Source organism: Oceanobacillus sp. FSL K6-0251, assembly GCF_038004725.1.
In the GTDB taxonomy this organism is placed as follows: domain Bacteria; phylum Bacillota; class Bacilli; order Bacillales; family Amphibacillaceae; genus Oceanobacillus; species Oceanobacillus oncorhynchi.
Window position 1 is genome coordinate 3637089 of sequence record NZ_JBBORS010000001.1, and the last position, 24691, is coordinate 3661779.

General features: G+C 39.0%; 24 protein-coding genes and 1 pseudogene. 4 read left to right on the forward strand and 21 right to left on the reverse strand.

Going from position 1 to position 24691, the window contains the following annotated elements:
* Positions 1–12 precede the first annotated feature (12 nt).
* The 11 genes from MKY45_RS18170 to MKY45_RS18220 all read right to left on the reverse strand — a co-directional run bounded on the left by MKY45_RS18170 (position 13) and on the right by MKY45_RS18220 (position 14225).
* On the reverse strand, positions 13–1674 hold the full coding sequence (locus tag MKY45_RS18170; protein WP_042530258.1) for a glycerol-3-phosphate dehydrogenase/oxidase: 1662 nt from the start codon (positions 1672–1674) through the stop codon (positions 13–15).
* Between the two features lie 309 nt (positions 1675–1983).
* Positions 1984–3486 (reverse strand): glycerol kinase GlpK, encoded by a 1503-nt coding sequence (gene glpK / locus MKY45_RS18175; protein WP_042530256.1) that lies wholly within the window; start codon positions 3484–3486, stop codon positions 1984–1986.
* 227 nt (positions 3487–3713) lie between these two features.
* The gene (locus MKY45_RS18180) at positions 3714–4613 is read right to left on the reverse strand and encodes an AEC family transporter (RefSeq protein WP_139089019.1); all 900 of its coding nucleotides are present in this window, start codon (positions 4611–4613) and stop codon (positions 3714–3716) included.
* An 86-nt stretch (positions 4614–4699) separates the two neighbouring features.
* A complete protein-coding gene (locus MKY45_RS18185) occupies positions 4700–6130 on the reverse strand; it encodes an aldehyde dehydrogenase family protein (RefSeq protein ID WP_256706333.1) in 1431 nt (476 codons plus the stop codon).
* A 46-nt stretch (positions 6131–6176) separates the two neighbouring features.
* Positions 6177–7040 carry a class II fructose-bisphosphate aldolase gene (locus MKY45_RS18190; protein WP_042530248.1) on the reverse strand — a complete coding sequence of 288 codons (864 nt, stop codon included), beginning with the start codon at positions 7038–7040 and terminating at the stop codon, positions 6177–6179.
* 14 nt (positions 7041–7054) lie between these two features.
* Entirely contained in the window at positions 7055–7789 is a 735-nt protein-coding gene (locus MKY45_RS18195; RefSeq protein ID WP_042530246.1) for a GntR family transcriptional regulator, read from the reverse strand.
* A complete protein-coding gene (locus MKY45_RS18200) occupies positions 7770–8942 on the reverse strand; it encodes a diphosphate--fructose-6-phosphate 1-phosphotransferase (protein ID WP_042530244.1) in 1173 nt (390 codons plus the stop codon). Before MKY45_RS18200 ends, MKY45_RS18195 begins: the two co-directional genes overlap by 20 nt.
* Complete coding sequence (locus MKY45_RS18205) at positions 8939–10378, reverse strand: L-fucose/L-arabinose isomerase family protein (protein ID WP_341173220.1); 1440 nt, start codon at positions 10376–10378, stop codon at positions 8939–8941. The genes MKY45_RS18200 and MKY45_RS18205 overlap by 4 nt, the downstream gene beginning before the upstream one ends.
* Before the next feature lie 117 nt (positions 10379–10495).
* Positions 10496–11725 carry a Gfo/Idh/MocA family protein gene (locus MKY45_RS18210; RefSeq protein ID WP_212928324.1) on the reverse strand — a complete coding sequence of 410 codons (1230 nt, stop codon included), beginning with the start codon at positions 11723–11725 and terminating at the stop codon, positions 10496–10498.
* A 31-nt stretch (positions 11726–11756) separates the two neighbouring features.
* Positions 11757–12434, reverse strand: coding sequence for a DUF4867 family protein (locus tag MKY45_RS18215; RefSeq protein ID WP_042530237.1), 678 nt, complete (start codon positions 12432–12434; stop codon positions 11757–11759).
* Positions 12435–12458: 24 nt separating this feature from the next.
* Positions 12459–14225: a solute:sodium symporter family transporter gene (locus MKY45_RS18220; protein WP_042530235.1), complete on the reverse strand. Its 1767-nt coding sequence runs from the start codon at positions 14223–14225 to the stop codon at positions 12459–12461.
* A 395-nt stretch (positions 14226–14620) separates the two neighbouring features.
* Between MKY45_RS18220 and MKY45_RS18225 the strand changes: the two are divergent.
* Both MKY45_RS18225 and MKY45_RS18230 read left to right on the forward strand, forming a co-directional pair.
* Positions 14621–15193: pseudogene (locus tag MKY45_RS18225) on the forward strand (transposase); the annotation flags it as partial.
* Positions 15194–15368: 175 nt separating this feature from the next.
* Positions 15369–16100 (forward strand): alpha/beta hydrolase, encoded by a 732-nt coding sequence (locus MKY45_RS18230; protein WP_052484914.1) that lies wholly within the window; start codon positions 15369–15371, stop codon positions 16098–16100.
* A gap of 145 nt (positions 16101–16245) precedes the next feature.
* On the opposite strand, the gene MKY45_RS18235 is transcribed toward MKY45_RS18230, so the two are convergent.
* Positions 16246–16896, reverse strand: coding sequence for a hypothetical protein (locus MKY45_RS18235; protein ID WP_341173221.1), 651 nt, complete (start codon positions 16894–16896; stop codon positions 16246–16248).
* Positions 16897–17012: 116 nt separating this feature from the next.
* On the opposite strand from MKY45_RS18235, the gene MKY45_RS18240 reads away from it, so the two are divergent.
* Complete coding sequence (locus MKY45_RS18240; RefSeq protein ID WP_256704976.1) at positions 17013–17141, forward strand: hypothetical protein; 129 nt, start codon at positions 17013–17015, stop codon at positions 17139–17141.
* A gap of 535 nt (positions 17142–17676) precedes the next feature.
* Here the strand turns inward: MKY45_RS18240 and MKY45_RS18245 are convergent.
* From MKY45_RS18245 to hprK, 6 genes are read right to left on the reverse strand one after another with little or no spacing between them, the layout of a single operon-like run.
* Positions 17677–18210, reverse strand: a complete 534-nt coding sequence (locus tag MKY45_RS18245; protein WP_042530231.1) for a glycerol-3-phosphate responsive antiterminator — start codon at positions 18208–18210, stop codon at positions 17677–17679.
* Entirely contained in the window at positions 18210–18746 is a 537-nt protein-coding gene (locus MKY45_RS18250) for an acyltransferase (protein WP_042530229.1), read from the reverse strand. Before MKY45_RS18250 ends, MKY45_RS18245 begins: the two co-directional genes overlap by 1 nt.
* Positions 18747–18748: 2 nt before the next feature.
* Positions 18749–19384 carry a pyrophosphatase PpaX gene (ppaX, locus tag MKY45_RS18255; protein WP_042530227.1) on the reverse strand — a complete coding sequence of 212 codons (636 nt, stop codon included), beginning with the start codon at positions 19382–19384 and terminating at the stop codon, positions 18749–18751.
* Positions 19359–20306: a nucleoside recognition domain-containing protein gene (locus MKY45_RS18260; RefSeq protein ID WP_042530225.1), complete on the reverse strand. Its 948-nt coding sequence runs from the start codon at positions 20304–20306 to the stop codon at positions 19359–19361. Before MKY45_RS18260 ends, ppaX begins: the two co-directional genes overlap by 26 nt.
* 32 nt (positions 20307–20338) lie before the next feature.
* Complete coding sequence (lgt, locus tag MKY45_RS18265; protein ID WP_042530223.1) at positions 20339–21220, reverse strand: prolipoprotein diacylglyceryl transferase; 882 nt, start codon at positions 21218–21220, stop codon at positions 20339–20341.
* 13 nt (positions 21221–21233) lie between these two features.
* Entirely contained in the window at positions 21234–22172 is a 939-nt protein-coding gene (gene hprK / locus MKY45_RS18270; RefSeq protein WP_042530222.1) for an HPr(Ser) kinase/phosphatase, read from the reverse strand.
* A 474-nt stretch (positions 22173–22646) separates the two neighbouring features.
* On the opposite strand from hprK, the gene MKY45_RS18275 reads away from it, so the two are divergent.
* Positions 22647–23420 (forward strand): MerR family transcriptional regulator, encoded by a 774-nt coding sequence (locus MKY45_RS18275; protein WP_042530217.1) that lies wholly within the window; start codon positions 22647–22649, stop codon positions 23418–23420.
* Between the two features lie 82 nt (positions 23421–23502).
* Here the strand turns inward: MKY45_RS18275 and MKY45_RS18280 are convergent, their stop codons facing one another.
* The 3 genes from MKY45_RS18280 to MKY45_RS18290 form a co-directional block, all read right to left on the reverse strand.
* Positions 23503–23991, reverse strand: a complete 489-nt coding sequence (locus MKY45_RS18280; protein ID WP_042530215.1) for a MepB family protein — start codon at positions 23989–23991, stop codon at positions 23503–23505.
* Between the two features lie 110 nt (positions 23992–24101).
* A complete protein-coding gene (locus MKY45_RS18285; RefSeq protein WP_042530213.1) occupies positions 24102–24458 on the reverse strand; it encodes a phage holin family protein in 357 nt (118 codons plus the stop codon).
* Positions 24458–24649: a PspC domain-containing protein gene (locus MKY45_RS18290; RefSeq protein ID WP_042530211.1), complete on the reverse strand. Its 192-nt coding sequence runs from the start codon at positions 24647–24649 to the stop codon at positions 24458–24460. The genes MKY45_RS18285 and MKY45_RS18290 overlap by 1 nt, the downstream gene beginning before the upstream one ends.
* Between the last annotated feature and the right edge of the window lie 42 nt (positions 24650–24691).

The following is a 24691-nucleotide window of genomic DNA, read 5'->3' on the forward strand; positions in this document are numbered from 1 at the left end:
TGTTTCCTTCATTTATTTATCTGGATGCGTTGTTTCGTATAATAGCTGCTCGAGTTCTTTTCGATAGACTGCTGCTTCTTCCCTGGTCCAGCCGAGCTCTTTTTCCATAAATGGCAGGACAGTATCCATATGCGTCTCCACCCATGGACGGTTGAAGAATAATGCACCGGAGCGGCGAATGAAGAAGTCTACTGCTTTATATGCCATTTCTTCATTTATTGCATATATTACCTGTGCAAATACTGCCGGTTCGATGTTTTCTTTTGCAGCTGCTTCTTTATTCTCTTTATATAGTGTAAAAATTTTATCTACATTTGCGCCATAACGCTGTGTCAGCTCTGCTGCTTCATTTTCTGATAACCCAAGGCTGCTGCCTTCTTTGACTTTTTCTGCTTTAAAATTCTTGAAGCCTTTGGATCCGCCGACTTCTCCGCCGGAAATAGGCAGGTGCTTCGTTTGGCTCTCTGTATATAGGATGCCTTCTTCTTCTTTTAACTGTTTTGCTACCATATTGACAACATGCTCGCCCATTTTGCGGTAACCAGTTAATTTACCGCCTGCCATAGAAAGTAACCCGGAATCTGATTGGAAAATCTCATCCTTACGGGAAATTTCACTTGGACTGCTTGCCCCTTCTTCCGCAATTAACGGACGGATGCCGGCCCAGCTTGATTCGACTTTACTTGCATCAATACCAACAGATGGGAACATATAATTAATGGCATCTAAAATATAATCCCGGTCCTTCTCTGTCATCGTCGGATGCGCAATATCCCCTTTATAATCGGTATCGGTTGTACCTACATATGTTTTGCCGTCACGCGGAATAGCAAAAACCATCCGGCCATCCGGTGTATCGAAATACACTGCTTGCTTCAACGGGAAGACCGATTCATCGAATACAAGATGGACACCTTTTGTTAAATGAAGGGTTTTTCCTTTTTTGGAACCATCTAATTCACGGACATCATCCACCCAAGGCCCGCCAGCGTTAATAATTTTCTTTGCATAGATTGGATGCTTTTCTTTGCTGATTTGATCCTCGGCTACAACGCCGACTACTTTGCCTTCTTCATAGATGAATTCAACTGCTTTGGTGTAGTTGACTGCTTTCACGCCGTTTTCCACAGCTTTTTTAAGCACTTCAATCGTTAAACGTGCATCATCGGTTTTATATTCTACATAAAAGCCTCCGCCGCGAAGCTCCTCTTTTTTTACAAGCGGCTCACGTTCTAATACCTCTGCCGGCTTTAACATCTCCCGACGCTCTGATTTTTTTACCCCTGCTAAAAAGTCATATACACGCAAACCAATACTTGATGTAAACGGTCCTAAATTACTTCCTTTATGGAATGGCAGCAGCATCCATTCTGGTGTCGTCACATGCGGGCCATTTTCATAAACAACCGCACGTTCTTTTCCTACCTCTGCTACCATCTTCACTTCAAATTGCTGCAGATAGCGCAGGCCGCCATGCACCAATTTGGTAGAACGGCTTGAAGTACCGGCTGCAAAATCCTGCATTTCAATCAGGCCCGTACGCAGGCCTCTTGTCGCAGCATCCAGAGAAATTCCTGATCCGGTAATACCGCCGCCGATAACTAATAAATCCAGTTGATTACTTTCTAAGGCCCCTAGTGTTTCTTTACGTTCTTTACTTGAAAAATTATGCATTATTTCCACTCCCACTCCCAGTAATGATCTATTGTTTTTATTCCCTTTATTGAAGACGGTTATTCATCAAATACAGATGAAAAGCATGAATCTGCCCGACGAACATTGGCGGGCGGCTTCATTTCCAGCACAATAAAAAAGACCACAAATGCACTGGTGTCTATACACCAGATACTTTGCGGTCTCTCCTGCTTCTCCGTCCTTTATATTAACTTGATTATATCTTAACACAGATGACTTTTATTGTATAGTCACTTGCTCGATTCGGATTTTATCTATTGCACAGCCGGTATATTACTACGTTGCCGATCAATCCTCTAATTTAAATACACGCGTCGCTTCCACCGCTTTCTTCCAGCCTTTATATAAGCGCTCACTTTCTTCTTTATCCATTGCCTCTTTAAATGTTTTCTCATTTTGCCACTGCTGTGAAATCTCTTCCTGGCTCTCCCAGAACCCAATTGCTAATCCCGCTAAGTAAGCAGAACCAAGCGCCGTTGTTTCCTGAACAACCGGTCGCTCCACGGTCACATCCAGGATATCACTCTGGAACTGCATCAAAAAGTCATTTTTTACGGCGCCGCCATCCACACGAAGCGTTTTCAAATCAATATTAGAGTCGGCAGCCATCGCCTCCATCACATCTCTTGTCTGATAAGCCAGTGATTCCAACGTTGCCCGGATAAAATGCTCCTTTTTTGTTCCTCTGGTTAATCCAAATACAGCACCGCGGGCTGCACTGTCCCAATAAGGCGTTCCTAAACCGACAAATGCCGGCACCACATAAACACCGTCTGTGGTATCAATTCTGCCTGCAAAGTCCTCACTCTCCGGACTCGATTCAATCATTCTTAAACCATCACGGAGCCACTGGATTGCTGAACCGGCAACAAAAATACTTCCTTCCAGGGCATAGGTTACCTTTCCGCCCAAGCCCCATGCAATCGTAGTAAGCAAACCATTTTCTGAACTAACCGGTTTTTCTCCTGTATTCATTAATAAGAAGCCCCCGGTACCGTACGTATTTTTAGCCATTCCCTTTTCAAAGCAGGCTTGCCCAAACAAAGCAGCTTGCTGATCACCAGCAATACCGGCAATCGGAATCTCTTCCCCAAAGAAATGATACGCCACTGTGTTGGTATAAATTTCAGATGACGGGCGCACCTCCGGAAGCATGGATTTCGGTACATCAAAAATGTCCAGAAGCTCCTCATCCCATTTTAAATCATAAATATTAAACATCAGTGTTCTGGAAGCATTGGAATAATCAGTAACATGTGTTTTTCCAGCTGAAAACTTATAAATCAGCCACGAGTCCACTGTTCCAAATAAAAGGTCTCCCGCTTCTGCTTTTTCTCTGGCACCTTCGACATGATCCAAAATCCATTTCACTTTGGTTCCTGAAAAATAAGGATCAATCAGCAGCCCCGTTTTATTACGAACGGTGTCCTCATACCCCTGCTCCCTGAGCTCTTTACAGATACCTTCTGTTTGACGTGATTGCCAGACGATTGCCCTGTAAATTGGTCTTCCTGTATGCTTATCCCATACAATCGCCGTTTCCCGCTGATTGGTGATACCGATTCCTTCTACACTGCTCGGCTCAATCCCTGTTTTATTGATTACTTGAGCTATGCATCCCAATACGGACGTCCAAATTTCATTGGCATCATGCTCCACCCAGCCCGGTTTATCAAAAAATTGCTTAAATTCGTTTTGTGCCGTTTCTACAATATCGCCTTTTTGGTTAAATAAAATCGCACGAGAACTTGTGGTACCTTGGTCAATGGATAGGATATATTTTTCGGTCATGGTAAATTCCTCCTTTTCTAATGTAGCTTCCTAAACTAAAATAAAACAGGGATCAAAAAAAGTTCACAAAGACAAAACCATAATCTTTTAAAAGATATTCTGGCACATGATGAAGGCGCTTTACTTATGCACATGCTTTATCCTATTTATTTATACATTATAATAAATTGAAAGCGGTGTAAATAATTTCAAACCTTCTTATTAATCTGTTATAAAGTTAAGATTAATTAGGTCATTAGATAAATGACAACAGGAACAGTAACCAGACTCAGCACTGTTGATATCAAGGTTGCAGCAGACACATTATTCTCTTGTACTCGAAACTGGATAGCATACATTGTCGTATTTGCAGCAGTTGGTGTAGCAGCTACAATAACCATTATTTGCTTCGTCAATTCATCAAGCGGCAACTGCCATACGATAAATAATGCTAATAAAGGAGACAGCATCAGCCGCATAGAAAGACTGAATGAAAGTAATTTCCAATCCACTTTTCTGATTGTCATGTTTGCTAGTTGCATTCCTAAGGCAATCATAATCACTGGAATTGCAGCATCTGCCATAAAATCAATCCCTTTCATTAAAGTTCCCAAGGGAATATTCAACCAGTTAAATACGATTCCAAGTGTTGCCCCGTAAATCATCGGCATGCGCAAAATCTGTCCTGCTGCATCTATGCTCCCTACATTAAATGGACTCCCTTTCGCCGCATAATAGACTCCTAATGTGCTCATTAGTAATTGCTGTAAAACCATTAATACAATGGCTACCTTCATCCCTTCTGGCCCAAACAAAAAGAGAACTAGCGGCGTACCATAATTCCCATTATTCATAAACGCACTGGATAATATTAATCCACAACGTTGTTCCTCAGAATATTTCAAGACCTTTGTAAATAAAGTAATGAATAAAATACTCAAAAAGCAAAGTCCAAGTAAAAAAATAATAAAATACATAAAGGAACTATCAATCGTCTGTAAATAAAAGGTACGAAAAACTAAAAAGGGAACAAGTATGTAAATCGCCAATCTCGATATCATGACAGTTTCTAACTTGAGAAAGGACTGCGCAATGTAGCCGACAACAAACACAAAGAAAATAGGTAGCATAATTGATAGAATAAACACTTGATCACCTTGCTTATTTTATTTATTGATGGATAACAGGGCTATCCGCTTAGAATAGCCCTGTTATCCGTCTTGCGTTAACGTAATTATTGAAATACGATTAATTTTTCCTCTGTCATTTCTTCCATCGCATACTTCGGACCTTCTTTACCGGTGCCGCTCTTTTTCACACCGCCATAAGGCATGTGGTCTACTCTGTAACCAGAAGTATCATTAATAATCAATCCGCCTACTTCAATCTTCTCGGCTGCTTTCATCACAAAGCTTAAATCATTTGTAAATAACCCTGCCTGCAGTCCATACTCGGAATCATTTACTTTTTCAATCACTTCATCTTCATCATGATACGTATCTACCGCAACTACTGGTCCAAAGACTTCATTTCTGCATACTTTCATTTCCTGATTTACATTTGTCAAAATAGTCGGCTGATAAAAAACCCCGTCGCGTTTCCCGCCAACCTGCAGCTTAGCACCTTGGCTTATCGCTTCATCCACCCAATTTTCAACACGGACAGCTTCTTTTTCGGCAATCATTGGACCAATATTTGTTGAAGCATCCGCAGGGTCACCTACCTTGAGAGCTTTTGTTGTTTCAATCATTTTCTCCAAAAAGGATTCATAAATGGCTTCATGCACAAAAACACGTTGAACCGAAATACAAACCTGACCGGCATTATTAAAGCTTTTTTGCGCAGCCGCTGCTGCACTGATCTCAATATCAGCATCTCGATGAACAATCGTTGCTGAATTATTCCCCAGTTCTAATGCTACTTTTCTTATTCCAGTATTTTCACGTATAATTTGACCTACGCTCGGGCTGCCGGTAAAGGTGTACATGTTTATTTCTTGATTGGAGGTCAGGTACTCACCGATTTCTGCTCCCTCTCCAGTTAACACGTTTAAACGTCCGACAGGAAGACCAGCCTCTTCAAATATTTCCGCCAGCAACAGCGCGGATATAGATGTTTCTTCAGCTGGTTTTAATATCACACTATTTCCCGCAGCAAGACCTGGCCCAACTTTATGACAAACTAGATTTAAAGGAACGTTAAATGGTGTGATGGCAGCTACGACCCCAACTGGTGCTTTTATTGTCAAAGCTTTCCTATTTTCCGAACCCGGTGCTGACTCTATTGGCACTCCCTCTCCATGGATACGCTTTGCTTCTTCTGCCGAAACTTCCAATGTTAACGCCGCTCTTTCCACTTCACCAATTGATTCTGTTAAAGGCTTCCCAACTTCTTGAACAAGGACATTAGCAACGCTCTCTTTTCGTTCCAATAATAATTCAGAAGCTTTTTTTAAAACATGAAAGCGCTCGTAAGGTGGAAATGGTGTTTTTAAAGCCTTTTTAGCTGCTGCAACACTTGCAGTTACATCGCTTTCTTCCGCTACAGAAATTTCAGCAATCACTTCTTGTGAATATTTATTGAAAACCGGAAGCTTTCTATCCCTCTCTGTCCATTTTCCATCAATGAAAAGACCATAGATATTTTTTAACAATACATTATTCATCATAACATCATCCTTTCATAACATAAGGTTACTATCTTTTGTTTTCTTATAAATCCTTTGCTTTTCCTTTGCTTCCAAATACCTTTATTTTTTCCTGAACTTTTTTCTTTAAATAATCTTTTCCGTTTCCTAATGAATTGGCTAAAACAATTTCATCCGGATTCTGTTTAAAAGTTTCTTTTACACCATTTGTAAACGCCTGACGCAATTCTGTATCTACATTAATTTTGGCAACACCTAATTGGATTGCTTTTTGAACCTGTTCATCAGGAACATCTGAGCCTCCATGGAGCACTACGGGACGTTGAACAGCCTTTGAAATAGCATCTAATCTCTCAAATCGTAATTGAGGTGTTTGTTTATACAGCCCATGAGCAGTACCAATAGAAACAGCTAAATAATCTACGTCTGTTGCTTCTACAAAGGCAACTGCTTCTTCTGTCGTTGTAATAAGGGCATCTTTTTCATCGACAGAAATATCATCTTCTGTTCCGCCTATTTTGCCAATTTCTCCTTCAGAACCGATATGAAGCGCTTTTGCTACCTGAACGACATCACGTGTAATGCTGCTGTTTTCTTCAAAAGATCTTGCAGAACCATCAAACATGACAGATTGAAAGCCAAGCTGAACAGCCTGCATTGTTTGCTCAAAACTCCTGCTGTGATCCAAGTGGATAGCGACCGGAATTGTAAATTGTTTTGCATAGATATCTATCAATGCTTTCATTGATTCCATTCCTAATGTCTGAATAACCTTTTGCCCCACTTGGATCATAATTGGCGCCTGTTCTTCTTCTGCCGCCTCTAAAATCCCTAAAATGGTTTCTGCATTATGCGCACTGAAAGCTCCAACGCCATATCCATTCTCATAAGCATGCTGAAGCATTACCTTTCCGTTTATAAATGACATGCTGTGTCCACTCCCTATCTTTTTAATTCAATACTATATTGATATTTATCGCTTCGATATCTTGTTTTGGTATATTCAATTGGACGATCGTCCATTCCATAGCTGACTTTTGTCATTTCTAACAGAGCTTCCCCCGGACGAATCCCTAAATAATCCGCTTCATCCATTGTTGCGTTAATTGCTCTGATGGTTTCTTTTGCACGCTTCAAATAAATATTATGCTGCTCTAAAATTTCATAGTAATGCGCTTCATTCAGATTATGTGTCTGCAATAATTCTCCAATGTCCTTTGGCCAGCAGGATCTTTCAATCGCTATTGGAATATCATCTGCCAGCCTGATTCTTTCCACCAGCAGGATAGGATCTTTTTCAGAAACCTCTAATATATCCTTTTCGAAAAAAAACGTTGATTTAAATTCGCTTCGTAAAACCTTTGCTCTAGGGATTTGTCCTCTTTCTCTTGCTTCTTCTGTAAACCCTTTTAGCTTGCCCAAGTGTCCTACCAGATTTTGCGGCCGGACAACAGTCCCTCGTCCCTGTTTCTTTTCAAGTAAATTATCCTGAACAAGCAAGTTTATTGCTTGTCTTATGGTCGTTCGGCTGACATCAAATTCTGAAATTAATTCTTGCTCTGTAGGAATAAGCGTATCCGCCTTCCAGATACCTTCCTGAATACGTTTATATAATTCTTTCTTCACTTGTAAATACAATGCCTCGCCTTTTTTAGGCTCAAAACGGCTCCCTGACATAACTATCTCTCCTAGGAATCGGTGAAGGATAAGAAGGAAGGTCTTCTCCAATTAATGGAGTCAACCACTCATAATATGCCTGATGATTATCAATAAAATAATCCGGCAGCAACCTTTCTCCCTCTTGAACTACTTCCTTCAAATCGACTGGTATTTTATTTATATTATAGTCGAATTGTTTCGTTCTTTGTAGGGAAACCATGATTTTATTTTTGCCTTCTCTTAACCATTTGCCCCCACAGATTCCAGCTTGAGATGCTTCCTTATAGTCCACTGGTGAAACAGACATGGAAGAACTGCGCTGGTTCATCCCCAGCAGCTCTGCTCTTGCCATTATCTTTAATTCCTTTTTTATTAAAAACTCGATTTCTGAGGAAATCCCGCCAAGTATCTTTCTGCCATCAACAACTTCCTTCTCAATTTGATCTGCTCCTTCCCATTTCACCCCCTCACTCACTACGATTACAGCACAACCATTCTTCTGAATTATTTTATCAACTTCTTTTAAGAATATTTCTTTTTTTACAGGTCTTTCCGGAATTAAGATGATATGCGGACCGTCCTCTTCATATCTGCGAAGAAATCCAGTAGCCAGCGCCAGCCAGCCGGCATTTCTACCCATCGTTTCTAAGATTCGGACCTGTTCAAAATTTCTCATGGAATAAAGATCTCTGCTGATATCTAAGGTTGATTGAGCAACATACCTTACCGCACTGCCAAAACCCGGCGCATGATCCGTTCCTCCCAAATCATTATCCACTGTTTTCGGTAACCCGATAACTTGTAATTCATACCCTGTATTTGCCGCTTCCTGTTCAATTTTACTTAAAGCTTCCATTGTGCCGTTACCACCGATTACGACAAGCGCATCTGCCTGTATGTTTCTTAATTGCTGAACACATTGTTCGATATGCTCAGCTTCCAAAGGAAATCGTCCAGACCCAAGGCAGGCTCCCGGCACATGTTTGTTTTCTACAATCCAGCTGTTTATTTCATCTGTTCCATCCAAAAAATTTCCGTAAACCAGGCCTTCGTAGCCGTTTTGTAAAAAGGTAAGGTTGTATTCATCCATCACTTCCTCTACAAAACCCGCTAATGTTGCATTGATAACAGAAGTTGGACCGCCTGCCTGTCCTATAACAACCTTTTTCATGAAAGAACTTCTTCCGAACGACTGTTATATACCACAGTTTCAATATTCAGCTGTTTGCCCAACTCGATTAATTCATCCGTTATATCTGCATATACAAGGGCGTAATGTGGTTCAAATCCTTCATCCATTAAATCATAAAGCGTATCTGTTACGTTTGTTCCCAATTCTACTTCTACAGAGGTTCCATTAAAACGCTGCGGTGTATCCAATGCTTCTCCTGACATGATAAGCATGCGGTATCCTTCCGGTGTATAGCTTACTCTGAAAATAGTTACTTTTCCCGGTTTTAAACCAAATTCCATGGTAAATCCCAGTTTTCTATTTGGATGGACCCCGGGACGTGCTCCAGTTTTTGGATTTGCTAAAGAATATGCACCTGCCCCGCAATGCCAAAATACCACAGAATTGCTTTCTTCATTAACATGTACCATATCTCCTAAATAAGGAGCACTTCCTCCTGACAGCTGCTGCAGAATTGACATCGAGATAGCCCCATGAATATCCGATTCACAAGCTGAAACGATACCGTCTTCAGTAAATTGTGATAGTGTTGAGCAGGCTGCAGAACCTAATTTATTGAAAAATTCCGGGTAACAACGTACTGCTGTTCCTGTAAGTTCCTCTTGATCAATTTGCTCTTTGACATAGGTGGTGAATTGTGCAAATCGTTCTACTGTTTCATCAGATCTGTTTAATCCAATCACCTGCTTCTCAGCTCTCTCAATGGCTCCAATCCATTTTTCCTTCGGGAGCTCCACACATTTCTCAAACGCTTCATTTAAATCAAAAAATTTCACCGAAACTCCCAGCTGTTCTCCAAGTTTTTCTTCATTTGTACCAGAGAAAAAGAATCCTGGTGGATGATCTCCAAAAACGCCAATTTTAATATTTTGAAGGTCTTTAATAACTTTTTCTACTTCTGATTTTTGTTTCGTATTTACCTCAATCAGGGTATTAATTGTTTTTACGTTTCTTTCCTTTTCTTCTTGAACCCCATTTAGATAGTTCGATAATATTTCTTTGACTCTTGATTCTCCTGCATTGCCAAATACAAAGACATACGGATGTTTCGCAGCTTTTAGGTGATGGCTGGTTGCATTTCCTCCAGTTAGAGAATTTAACCGTAATCTTCCGCCAACACTAGGCTCTCTGACACTCCAGACTATAATCGGAGCTTTCACTACTTGAATCAGTTCTTCCACAGCAGCAGCATCAGCAAAAGTTGCATGTTGATAGACAACGTAGGATATATCATTTAAATCCTCTGTATTCAGAAAATCCATTACATCTTCAGTAGACGTAATAATCTCATTTGGTTCTATTAACGTATCAGCCAATTCATGTAAGAGTTTTGAGCTTTGTTCCCTCTGCTCTTCAGCAGCTTTTAAATCAAACGTTTTTCTTCCAATTGGAATATATACTATTTTATTAACCATGTAACTTCCCCTCTTTCCAAAAACATTTTATAAACACTGAATTAGAAATTGAATTTCAAAGTAACTCAGCTTTTTGAACACCTTCTTTATAGAAGGATTCTTTCTATCAGATTCTTCTTAGTTATTCACCACCGTGTCTTTCGGATTTGCAGCTAAAAAATCATTTATAATTACTTTTTCACCGGTTCTTAATGATTCTTCTGCCGCCAATCCTACAACGATAGACCAGAAACCTTCCTCTACAGTGGCAGTCGAAGTTGTTTTTCCTAAAATATTATCTACAAAGTAAACATGTTCATAATAAGTTGCTCCGCCATGTCCACTTTTTTGAATCTCTGTCGGATAAACCGGCGTAGAAGTTTTTGAAGGACTTCCTCCTGCACGAATAACCTCCAAATAGTTATCTGGTCCTTCTAATGGTACAAACCGTTCTGTTTCAGTAGCTTTCAGACGTCCTTCATTTCCACAAAGCACTAATTCTTCATAAAACATAGGTGAAAACATAGATAAATTAAAATTACATTGAATACCATTTTCATATTTTACAATGACAAAGCCGCTATCAATAATATCTGAACTTTCCCCCTCATATTGGAAGGTTTGAAAGTTTACTGCCTGGCTTCCTGTTGCATATACTTCTACAGGCTTCGATTGCGCAAATAAATTAAATAAATCGAAGTAATGACAGCATTTCTCTACAAATGTTCCCCCTGATTTTTCGGAGAATTTATTCCATTGCCCTACTTTATCAAGGAAAGGTACACGATGCTCCATAATGGAAATCGTTTTAATGTCACCAACTGATTTTCTTTCCAGTGCTTCATGAATTGCTTCTACATAGATTGGTTTATAACGGTATTGCAAACCTATTTGAAAAATACTTGGGTAATCTTTAGCAATCTCCATGATTTCGTATGCATCTTCCAGATTTGTGGTCATTGGTTTTTCTAAAAAAATATGTTTTTTCGATTTCGCCGCTACCCGCACAACATCTATATGCGTATAGTTTGGCGTACAGATTAACAATGCATCCGCTTCCGGATCATTACATGCTTCTTCTAACGATTCAAATACGTTTATATCTCCAGCCTGCAATTCATTAACAAATACGTCTTTCGCCTGCTCAATACTTTTTTCATTTGGATCATATAATCCATTAATGGTTGCCCGGCCTTCCAGTATGGTTACTTTCATATGTTCCTGCCCAATATTCCCTGTACCTATTAAATTGAATTTTAATTTAGGCTGATTCTCTGCGGTCAGATAACGATCTTCCCCTGGTAAATAATCAAATTTTGATTTATCGAAACCCGCTAAAATATCTAATTCCTGTCTTTCTACTGTCATTTCTCCATCTCTCCTTTAAATTTAGTAAATCTTATATCGTTTCTAATTTAAAATTTTCTCCAATAATTCCAGGATAGGCACCTTTAGAAATAAGCGGTGTTCTATCTGGATGTGCAAGCAGCCATTTATTTTTCATAAATAGCAGTTTGTCCTCTTCGGTTATCACTGATTTGCTGAAATCAATAGGTTCATTGGTTCCTTTAGGTAAGATAACCATACACTTAAAACCTTCCTCATTCACTTTACAAGGTGCAAAATGCAATGTAGTCTGATAAATTTCTATCATTGTTCCTTTAGGCAAATAGAAAATATCCAGATTTTCCGTTTTATACTTATTTTTGTGAATATCTCCGGTGTGTCCTAAAATAAGAATTAAATCGGTAACAGCAATGTTGATTTCACTGCCTTTATGATATTCTAACCCATTCAAATGACTATTGGGACCATTACAATATCCAACCTGTATCTCCATTCCTCCAAACAGGGTTGTTTGGATTTTTTCTGTCAGCTTTGCTTTTTCTAAAGCTGTATCAGAAGCAATATATTGATTTACATCCTGAGGAATCTCTATCTGCTTCATGGTTTCATTCCATTCGCTCCAATCAAATCCCGTTAGGATCCTGCCATATTTTTTAAATTTATCCGCTGTAATAGAGTGAATCGTCTTATTTGAATTATTTTCTTGCAATTTCTTTAGTAGATTATTCATCCTCTACCTCCCTCATATATAATGCTAAGCTTCTTTCTTTAGTTGCTCTTCATGACTGCTTAACAGTTTGTCTGCATATTTTTTATTCCACGATTTAAGTGCAATAAGATAAAGAATGATCGTTACAACGATAAGAGCAATCGTTGCCGGCCAGAACCAGCCTGAGATAATATTTTCCGGCGAAGCCACGCCAATTGGCGAGAATAAAATATAACTGAATACCATTGCACTTAATAACAGAATCGTTACTGGCAATGCATATTTCCAAGGAACCATGCTAACCTGCGCGTTAACTTTAAATACAAATGGCTCTTCTAAAGGCTTTACCATTCCAATCACAAGCATAAGCGCAACTTCAATTACAAACATTAACCCTTGAATGTGAATGAAGTTGATAGCTAATTCCACATTAAAGAATGTTGGCAACCCCCAAATCAAGAAATAATATGCTATTACATGGAGTATAATCGTAACTTTCGGCGCTATGGAAGGAACACGTTTAGAAAAAATCCCCACTAACACAATTGCAATAATTGGAATATTGAAAAATCCAGTAAACTGACGAATCAGAGTCCATAACCCGTCAGGAGCATTGATTAACAACGGAGAAATAAAAAACGTTATTAATGCCAAAATCGTTCCAAACCACTGACTGACACGTATCATTTTTCTATCACTGGCATCTTTGTTAATAACTACCTTATAGACATCATATACAAACAACGTAGAAGCACTATTTAATAAGGAGTTAAAGCTGGAAAAAACAGCTCCTAATAATACAGCTAAGAAAAATCCATTTAAAAATGTAGGGAAGATATCACTGATTAATGTTGGATATGCCAGATCCATTGTCTCTAACCCCGGTCCATATAAATGGAAAGCAATAATACCTGGAATCATCATCAAGAATGGAACTAAAATTTTTAGGAAACCTGTAAATAACGCTCCTTTTTGACCTTCTGCCAAACTTTTTGCACCCAGTGTTCTTTGAATAACATACTGATTTGTGCCCCAATAAAATAAATTAGCAAATAGCATTCCTGTAAAAATAGCTCCAAAGGGAACTCCATCATCACTTGATCCGATAGCATTCATTTTTTCCGGATGTTCTGTCGTAATCGTTTTCATTCCTTCGAATAAATTACCATCACCTAGAGCAATGAAACCCAGAACTGGTACAAGCAAACCAACAATCAATAATCCAATTCCATTGATTGTATCCGAAATAGCTACAGCTTTTAAACCGCCAAAAATAGCATAGATAGAACCAATAATACCGATAACCCAAACTACTACCCACATCGATTGCTCAAAACTAATCCCAAGCATATTAGGTATATCGAATAATTGTAATACCGCAATAGATCCCGAATAAAGTACAGAAGGGATTGTAATCAATCCATATCCCAGCATAAACAATAACACAATCAACAATCTCGTACCCTGGTCAAATCGGTTATTGATAAACCCAGGAAGTGTTGTGAAGGCTCCGCCCAAATATCTTGGAAGTAACACAAGAGCCAGCATAATAACAGAGAATCCAGCTGTAACTTCCCAGGCCATATTTGATAAGTTTGCACTATATCCTTGTCCATTTAAACCAATTAATTGTTCGGCAGATAGGTTTGTTAAAATTAATGATCCGGCTATAAACCCGCCGGTCAATCCTCTGCCAGCTAAAAAATAACCTGTTGAATCACTTACTGTATTCTTTGTTTTATGATAAGAATACCAAGCCACCAGTCCCATAAAGAAAGCACATGTTATTAATGTAAATGCAATACTCCCCATCCTTGCTCCTCCTTTTAGATAACACGTTATTTCGTATTTTTAAACGTCCTGCCCCTCGACTGTTTTATTTGTTATCCATTTTTAATTACTCAAATTTAAATCTACCCCCTAGTTAACATCATTATGTTTTAAAAAACATCACTATCTTTAAACATATTATATTGGAAACGTATTCAAAAATGCAAGCTTTTTTTTAATTTTTTTAATGAATTATAGTTTAACAGGGCATATTTATATAGAAAACTGTTGCAGATTCAGACAAAGGTCAGATAAAGAACTGCATTTCGATTATTATTTTTTCTTTATTACTCAACTTTCGCAGCTAGAAACAACGTTCAAATTAATTAGCTGTAAAGCTTATATCTGTTCCATTACGGCCATTGACAAATGAAATAAAGAATACGGTTTATCGACTTTTAAACAAGTCCACCTTTGCCGGGAGAAGATTTTTATTGTACCTGAGCAATCATACCATCAAAAAGTTAACAAACCTAACCGATCATAATTGGCCGAAAACATTGATTGTAGACGATTGTTCGCATAACCGTAACCACAGTAAATTGGTTGAATTATTGGCTCGCTATTTTAACCATTCATCCCAAAAAATGCGCTTTTATAAAGGATTTCGCATGCTTACTCTTGGGTGGCCCGATGGCGCCACTTTCATTCCAGTAGACTTTTCTTTATTAAGCTCGAAGAAAAGCCAAATTAACGACATTTCATCAAAGATTGACAAGCGTAGTTCAGGCTATAAACGCAGAGTAGAAGCACTTCAAACTACAGCCGAACAAATACCTGGTAAGATTGAGCGTGCCATGAAAACAAGCGTGGATGCCTCTTATGTGCTGATGGATTATTGATTCACGTACCAGCCTCTCGGATAGAGATAAAGACCAAGGGCTTGATGTTATTGGCATGGTGAAAACTTGAAACAACGTTACCCCTTTCAAGATAAGCACGTAAGCCTACTTATCAAGATTATTAAATCAGAACTTAGAAGTAGTCAAATAATTAACAAAAGATACATATGGAATAATATACGTAACAATAATATGATAAGATTTACAAGGAATAATAAGCATTTTGGATTTTAAACGTTATATACTTTTATAATGGATGAGTTAAAATGAAGGAGATTTTTCTTTGAAAATTTTCAAAAGAACTATGTTAATCGTTGGAGGACTAGTCTCTCTAGCAGCTATATGTTTTTTTATCTGGTCACAAATCACATATAAGCCTACTAATGAACTTAAAGAGCTTGTTAATCTTTCCGAGGTAACTAATAATGAGGAAGGCTCTACTTATGTTTTTACACCAGAAGAACCATCCAAAGTTGGAATTATATTATATCCTGGTGCTAAAGTAGAAACACTGGCATATAGCTATCTCGCGGAACAACTAGCAAACGAAGGCTATAATGTGTTCATACCATCAATGCCATTAAATTTTGCCATATTCGGGATAGATAGAGCGGATGAAGTCATGCAACTTGATGAATCAATTACAACTTGGTATATTGGCGGACATTCATTAGGTGGATCAATGGCAGCGGCTTATACAAAAAAAAATCCTGACAACGTTGATGGATTATTCTTTCTGGGATCGTATACAAACGATAGCAATAATTTATCAGAGCTAACTATTCCTTCTCTTTCTATCTATGCAGAATTTGATGGATTAAGTACCTTGAATAAAATCGAAAAAAATCGTATCTATAATCCGAAATCAACTGAGTACTTTGAAATTAAAGGTGGAAATCATGCGCAATTTGGTATGTATGGTGAGCAAAAAAATGATTTAGATGCATCTATATCTCCGAAGAAACAGCAGGATTTGGTCATTGAAAAAATCATTAATTGGCTAGAGCAGTTATGATTCTTAATTTAGCTAAATGAAAAATGAGGAGGTAGCACACCGTTTATTTGTGAAGAACTGTTGCTACCTCCTTCTTTAAAAATGCTTCCATTATTTAAACTCATGTTTATAAAATTGACTTTAATAAAGCCGTCTATATATTGAGTTAAGTTTTCCTCTGAAAGTAAGCTGTTCCAAGTAATGAAATGATTAATATCAACTCAAAAAGATTGGTAATAGCACCGCTCTTTATAGGCCACTGAATAGCACTTCCAATTATCATTAATAAAGAGCCAATAAAAAAACAAGCCCATTTCTGTTTAATCCATATGAGGATAGAAACTACAACTAATACGAATGAGACAACCAATATCATGAATGGGGGACCGCTTGAAGGATCTAAGCTCCTATAACTCAGCACTCCAAATTCCCATTTTGCTTCGATGTTAAGATTAAATACTTCAGTAAATAATTCCAAAAACACGAGTAATGCAGTTAAACCTATAGCCAAAATTCGGATAGAAGTCTTTCTTGCCCATTGCATGTTTGCTTGCTCAAGTGTTTTCCAAGCGAATAATACAAGCAATGGCGTAAAGAAAGCATGTATCCAATACCTTGCAATATTTAGGTTTTCTAAGAAATCTCCTTCACCAATAATACGGCCTATAGTAAGGAAGGTATTATCATAGAATAGACCTGCGATAACAGGTAATAAGTATATGGAGCTTTCAACATAAGGTTTCTTTAATAACCTTATGACTAATAGGAGTAATATGAAATAACTGATCGAAAAAATAGCAAAGAAAATAGTATCCATTGGGTTTTCCTTTTGTTCCTAAGTTTTTAGCCAATATATCTTGCTTATATTAACTGTATCCATTTACAGTATACAATAAACCACCTAACACATTTATTTTAATAGCATATGCAAAAATGGTTGAAACAATTCTTTTATTATCATCTGTATTTTCTCGATTTGTTTATGTGTTGGAATTATTGCATATGGAAACCGCAGTAAAAGAATATGAAGGGAACAAAGCAGAAGAAGAGAAAGGAGCATAAATTTCGTAAACTAATTTTAAAACAGGTTCTATAAATAGAAACAATTGGCATTTTTTATTTACACTCCGATACAAATTAACTATATATTCCTCCATTAGGAAGGGTTTTATGTTTCTGTTTCACCGAGTATTGCGTACGCAGAGTGGCAATTCTCCTTAAATGATTAAGCCTTCCCAGATATTATAGAAGCATCTTGTACTACGGCCCCCGGCTGACTTCTGATAGTTCAGTGAACATTCGCATGTTCAGTTACGACTGTGTACCGCATTTCTATCAGGCCTCCCAGGGTAATTACACACTCTTCTTCTTCATGTCCCCACTTCATTTACTCTATGCACCCTTTCGCAGTAAGGCTTGTTTTGCAGTCTTACCCAAGCACCTCTAGCCTTCTATGAAGTTCGTGTTCCTAAGGTTAACCACTACTACTCCCTTCGCAGATCGGGACTTTAACCCTACAGAGTATACGCATGCCTCGTACACAAAAAGGGTGTTGTAACTTCTTCCAACCCGCCCATCTAAATCGCCGCCGCTACCTTTAATCCCAAAGCTTCCGGCTTGAAGTAGAAACAGCAACCGCTCCAGTATCTAATGCTGCTTTCACCTGCTCTTCCTCTTTAATCAAACCGCCGGCAATGACAGGAATATCAATTTCTCCCGTTATCTCTTCAATCACTTCAGGCATCAGTCCAGGCAAGATTTCAACATAATCCGGATGAAATCGCTGAATAAGCTTAATGCTCTGTTCTAACGCCGCACTGTCCAAGATAAAAACACGCTGGATTGCCAGCAATTTATGCTTCTTAGCAGCGGCAATCACATTGCCGCGAGTTGTTAAAATTCCATCCGGCTTTATTTCACGCTGCAGAAATTCCATGCCGTACTCGTCTGCTTTCAATCCTTGGATCAAATCAAAATGGACTAATACCTTTTTATTTGCGCGATGAGCGTAATCAATCATACTCTTGAGCTGAACTAATCTGGATTCTAAAATAATAATATGTTCGTGATTACTTTCCAATACTTTCTCAAAGTCCTTCATCCGCCGTACAGCAGGCAATACCCCATGCATCAAGAATTCCTCCCTTCATGCCCATCCGGTGATTGACGCGATTCCATTTCTTCCTTGGTATAAATAATCCGCATTGGATTCCCCCCTGCAAAAGCTCCAGCCGGGACATCTTTATGAACAAGTGTCGCAGCCGAGACAATCGCTCCATCACCGATATGCACCCCCGGCAATATCGTCGAATTGGCTCCGATCATAACCTCATTGCCAATATGCACCTCGCCCAGACGATATTCTGTAATTAAATATTCATGTGCTAAAATGGTGGTGTTATAACCGATAATGCTGTTATCTCCAACCTTGATTTTTTCAGGGAACATGGAATCAGGCATCGCCATTAAAGCAAAGGATGTACGTTCGCCTACTTTCATGCGCAACAGATGCCGATACAGCCAATTTTTCATTCTTAAAAAAGGGGTATATCGCGCAACCTGAATGACAATAAAATTCTTCACTATTTTAAAAAAAGATACGGTACTGTACATCTGCCATAGAGAATTTGCTTTATGATGAACCTTATACCTTTCCGTTCTCCGCATGCCTATTCACCTGCCACTGTTAATAAATCCCTCATTGTATCCAAATAATAGGTTGGATGATAGCTTTTTAAAAAGGCTTCCGTTTTCTCGGACCAGCTTACTGCCGCCGTTTGTGTGCCTGCCCGCTGTCCGGAAACAATGTCATGAAAATTATCTCCGACCATTAACGTTGTCTCCGGATCGGCATCCAGCAAACTCATCGCTTTTTCCACCGGTTCCGGATCAGGCTTTTTATTTACTACATCATCATAGGTAATGATGACCGAAAAGAAACCCGTCAGCTTGGTTAAATCCAGCCCCATCATCACCGTTTTTTTAATTTTTGTGCTGACGATTCCTAATGTAATATCCTTTTCATACAGCTGTTTGATTGTTTCATATACATCCGGAAAAGCTTCTACATAACGGTCATGCTCTCTCATATTATACTCCCGGTACGCAGCGACCATTTGCTCAGACAGCCCCGGATTTATTTCATAAAAGGTTTCATTTAGCGGCGGTCCGTTAAGATGTTTTATTTCTTCCGGTGTAAACTGCATATCAAATTGTTGAAATGTATGTTCAAATGAAGCACGTATCAGCTCATTTGTATCAATCAACGTTCCGTCCAGATCAAACAGAATGGTACGAATGCTCATGATGCATTTTCCTTTCTTCTTTTTTCCAGAAATAAGCAAGCGTCATCGTTAAAATAATCGCTACCGATAACCGGATAATCAATAATGGCCAAACTGGAATACCAAGCGGAATAAAGACTAGTGTATCTTCGACGACCGCATGGCAGGATACCAGAAAAATCAAGGCTAAATACATATCCTTCTTTGGCACATTATCTTCCTTTACTGCCTGCATCATAAGACCTGCTCCATAAGCAAGTCCAATCGTCAACCCGGCAACCATCGTCATGGAAGCCCGTTTATCTATCCCCAGCAGCTTCATAAACGGAGCGAATTTATTGGATAAAGCTGTCATCCAGCCCAGCTCCCGCATAACCTGCATAATAATCATTAACGGAATAACGATACAAGCTAGTTGAACAATTGCTGTCAGCGCAGCCTGCGCGCCATGGAGTGCAATCTCCCACCAATTATCCAGCACTACTTCATTACTGGAAATGAATCCATATTGAGCAAGCTCTGAACCGCCATTCCAGAATAAATTAATCAGTAGCCCGGAAATGACAGCCAGTCCGACCCGAATACCGACGATGACCCACCATCTTACTCCGACACTGGTTGCTACAGCAGATTCAATAAAAAGATTATGAGAGAACGACAGCATGACTGCCATAATAAAGACTTCCTTCACTGTAAAATCAAAGGAAATAATCGCTGCAATACCTGCATATAAATTCAAGCCATTCCCTAAAACAAGCGGAACAGCGGCTTCACCTGACAAACCGAATAACCCCATAAGCGGGGAGATGATATTCATAAACCAGGGGAAAACTGGTGTAAACTGTAAAATCGTTATAATTAATGTAATGGGGAAAATAACCTTTCCAAGCTTTAGTGTGGTCTTTAACCCCTCTTTCAATCCCCTGTAAAGCATCCCTTTCATTTTCTTACCTCATTTCAACTTAGACAATTCCATTACTTCTTTTTCTTCTTCTTTTTACCTTTATTTTTATTCGACGGCTTTGCCTGTTTCTTTTTCGCAGGCACGTCAAGGTAACGGTCGTTGGATGTTTTTATCAGATACAGCATCATGATAACTCCTGCTACAATCGTTAGTATGGAAACAACCTGCGCCGTTCGCAGTTCACCAATAACATATAAACTGTCTGTCCGGAGTCCTTCGATATAGAACCTTCCAATCGAATAGGTAACGGCATACATTAAAAATACCATGCCGCGTTTTGGATTGATCCTGCGGAAAAACAGCAGTCCGAAAAATATCAGGAAATTCCAGACGGATTCATATAAAAATGTCGGGTGATACATCACACCGTCAATCACCATCTGATTCATAATAAAGTCCGGCAAATACTGATGGAAGCTCTCATAAGCCGCCTCGGAAATTGGCCCGCCATGCGCTTCCTGATTAACGAAATTCCCCCAGCGTCCAATTGCCTGACCTAAGATTAAACTTGGTGCAATCACATCAGCAAGACGCCAGAAAGAAATTTTCTTTACTTTTGTGAACACGATAGCTGTGAGAACCCCGCCGATAATAGCTCCATGGATAGCGATACCGCCCTCCCAGACGGCAATCATCTTCCAAAGCGGACCATTTGCATATTGTTCAAATTCAAAAATGACATAATAGATTCTCGCTGAAATAATCGCAATCGGCACAGCAAAAATAATGAAATCCATAATGGTTTCTTTGCCAAGGCCGACTCTTTCTGCTTCCCTCGTTGCTAAATAAACGGCTAATACGGCCCCAACGGCGATAATAATACCATACCAATAAATGGTTAATGGCCCCAGTTCTAAAAACACGCGATCAATAGGAGCGTCTGTCCCAGTCATCTATATCATCCTCCTATTGTGATTCCAAATCACCTTGTTCAATCATTTTAGTTAACCGATCCGAAAATTCCTCTGCTGTATTCACGCCCATCCGCTTCAGACGGAAATTCATGGCAGCTACTTCGATAATAACAGCAAGGTTTCTTCCTGGTCTGACCGGTATCGTTGCTTTTGGCAAATGAACATCCATGATCTTCATGGTATCTTCATCTAAGCCTAAACGGTCGTACTGCTTCTTTTCATCCCAGATTTCCAATTGAATCACCATCGAGATCCGCTTTTGGCTGCGGATGGAGCTGGCTCCAAATAATGTCATAACATTGATAATCCCAAGTCCCCGAATCTCCAGTAAATGCTCAATCAGAGCCGGCGCATTGCCAATCAGACTCTCATAATCCTCCTGCCGGATTTCCACATTATCATCTGCTACAAGACGATGCCCCCGCTTTACTAATTCAAGCGCTGTCTCACTTTTACCGACACCGCTTTGGCCGATTATCAAGACGCCGACACCATAAATATCGATTAACACACCATGTACCGCAGTAAAAGGCGCAAATTTTGATTCTAAGTAATTGGTTAAACGGCTCAATACACGCGTGGTTGTCCGTGGTGATTGTATGATAGGAACGCCAGAGTGCTTCGATGCTTCAAAAAATTCTTCCGGTACATCCATCCCGCGGGAAATGATGATCCCCGGGGTTACATCCGTACATAGATTTTCAGCACGCTGCTTTCTCTCCGCTGCATTCAAACCCAGAAAATAAGCTAATTCTGTCTTTCCGATCAATTGCAGGCGTTCTCTGGGATAATAATCAAAAAAGCCAGTCATTTCTAATCCCGGACGTGAAATATCACTTGTGATAATCTCACGGTGAACCCCTTCTTCTCCTGCTACCAATTGCAAATGAAACCTGTCCAATAAATCTTTTGTACAGACGGTTGATACCATTTTGAAGCTCCTCTCTTCAACAAAGCTAACTGATATACATTTTAGCATAATCCATTTAAAAAACGTAGGGGAGAAGTTTTGGTGTGATTAAATTATTTTTGTTGAATAGGATAAGCTTTAACAGAGGAAAGTAAGTGTTATTTTGAAAATGCGCTTCCCATAGAACGAAGCTGTTAACAAATGTACCGGATGCATTCGTTGACAGCTTCTTCGTTTGAAAACTTATTCTACGTGCTGCGGCGCCTTTCGCCCCAGCTTCACTGTTACAGCCCCCAATAAATAATAGTGATAGTATGATCAAAAAAGTCATCTCTTCATTAATTTCTCTAACTTTTTCACATTATTTTTATCCAGTCTTTTCATGCTGCTATTAAAAATTTCCCTGCTTCCGATTCAGACGAACACTTATATTTTTTCCTCTTGCACTTCACGTTACGGAAACCGTTATACTTATCTGTAAAGGAGCTGATTCAAATGTATACCATTGGAGAATTTGGAGCAAAAACCGGATTTTCAACACGGACGCTGCGTTTTTATGAAGAGCTTGGAATTCTTTACCCAAGCAAAAGAAATGAGAGCGGTCATCGATTATATGGCTTGGAAGAACTCGCTGCCTTACAGCGTATTCAATCGTTAAAGTTTATTGGCTATTCGCTTCAGGAAATCAAAGAATTGCTCGATAAAGAAGAAATTACCTTAGAAAATTTTGTAGACTCCGTCCCTGTTCAAAGAAAGGTTTTGGTGCATAAGCGCGAAGAATTAAACCGCGCCATTGCAGCTATTGATCATGTGCAAGCACTTTTAGATGATGATTTCCCATTAGATTGGACGGTCCTCACCTCGCTGCTTCACGGGATGGAATTTGAAGAAGAGCAAAAGGCATGGATGAAGGAGCATTTTCCAGATGATTTTGCATCACTTTTCACAGATATCCCAAAGAAAAAACGTGAAAAATTAGATAGAGAATGGCTTTCCATTCTGGCCGAGGTGAAAAGACTGATGCGGGAAAATGTTCCTCCGCATGCCCCAGAAGCGCAGCAGGTATTTTTAAATATCAATGATTTATTTATGAGGATTGTCCCTGAAGATGTTATTACAGAAAATATCGATAAATGGGAGGAGCAATTGGAATCTGCTGAAGCTGATGATTTTGTAGCTCCGACTTTTTGGTCGAAAGAGGAAGAAGCTTATATGGAGGAAATCGCTAAAGCGATGGAACAGAAGTATAAAGAAAGTGAAGGGAAATAATGGACTGAAAAAGTCCGAAAGAGCTCACTATCTACACTGAATCACTTCGGACTTTTTCATTCGATATTTTTATATGTACTTTTCAAGAAAAATATAATTCTGTAAGCCTTCCCCAATCTATTTCATTTGAAACATTGATAAAGTATGGCGCTTGCCATGCTTGTGTTTTTTTTGCAGCGTTATTTAACGACTTTTCCCAAGAAGGATATACTCTTATTGCCATTTTCCCTTTGTTATCAATCGTTCTTAATATTCTTTTTTCTAAAAGCAAGGACTTTGGAAAAATAAACTGACCTTTCAGGTCTTTATCTATAATTGAAATCATTATTTTATCAGGACTTTCACTATACGCATAAGCCTGATTACGCTGATTTACATCTTTTTCCCAGAAAACAACAAAGTAGCCTTTTTTCTTTGGTGTTCGTTTAGCTAAGCGGCTCCTATACATCGTTTCATGAATCGTAAAAGTAGTCCCTTCATATTCCATATTTTGCGGCTCATTCACTATATTTGTGATGTCATCATCTGTGCCAGAAAGCAATGATTTGATTAGGTTTATCGATTTTAGCATTTTTTCTTCTCCTTCCTTTTTTATCCCCCTCGCCCTCAGAGCAGCGGTATCTTGACAATATCCGTTTTAGTACACAAAGAAAAAGCCAGGCAATAACCTGACCTTCCCTTCTATCGTCGTATATCCCGGACAACACTGTTTAAAATCATCGAAATCAATGAAATCACAATCGATGCGATAAACGCCGTTCCAAACCCGTCAATGACAAAGGAAGGTCCGATAAGCGCCTGCGTAATCATCAATATAATCGCATTGACCACAATTAAAAACAATCCAAATGTAATCACCGTAATGGGCAATGTTAAAATAACCAAAATCGGCTTCACAAACATATTCAGGATGGCTAAAATAACACTTGCTAACAGCGCTGTGCCAAATCCATCCAGCTGAAATGAATCAAAAATCTGTGCAACTGCTATCAGCGCGACAGCATTTAATACTAATGAAATAACCCCCCGAAGTAACATTAATACACGTCTCCTCTAGGCATAATAAATGCAGCAATCAGATAAACAATTGCCAATGTAGAAAAGCTCGGGATAAGCAGAATCAAGAAAATAATCCGGAGCAGGGTCGGATCCACATTTAAATACTCTCCTATTCCGCCAAGGACACCAGCTAATATTTTATTGGTTTCGGAACGATATAATTTTTTCATGAAAGTACCTCCTCAGGTAATTGTTTTGCCATCTATTTATTC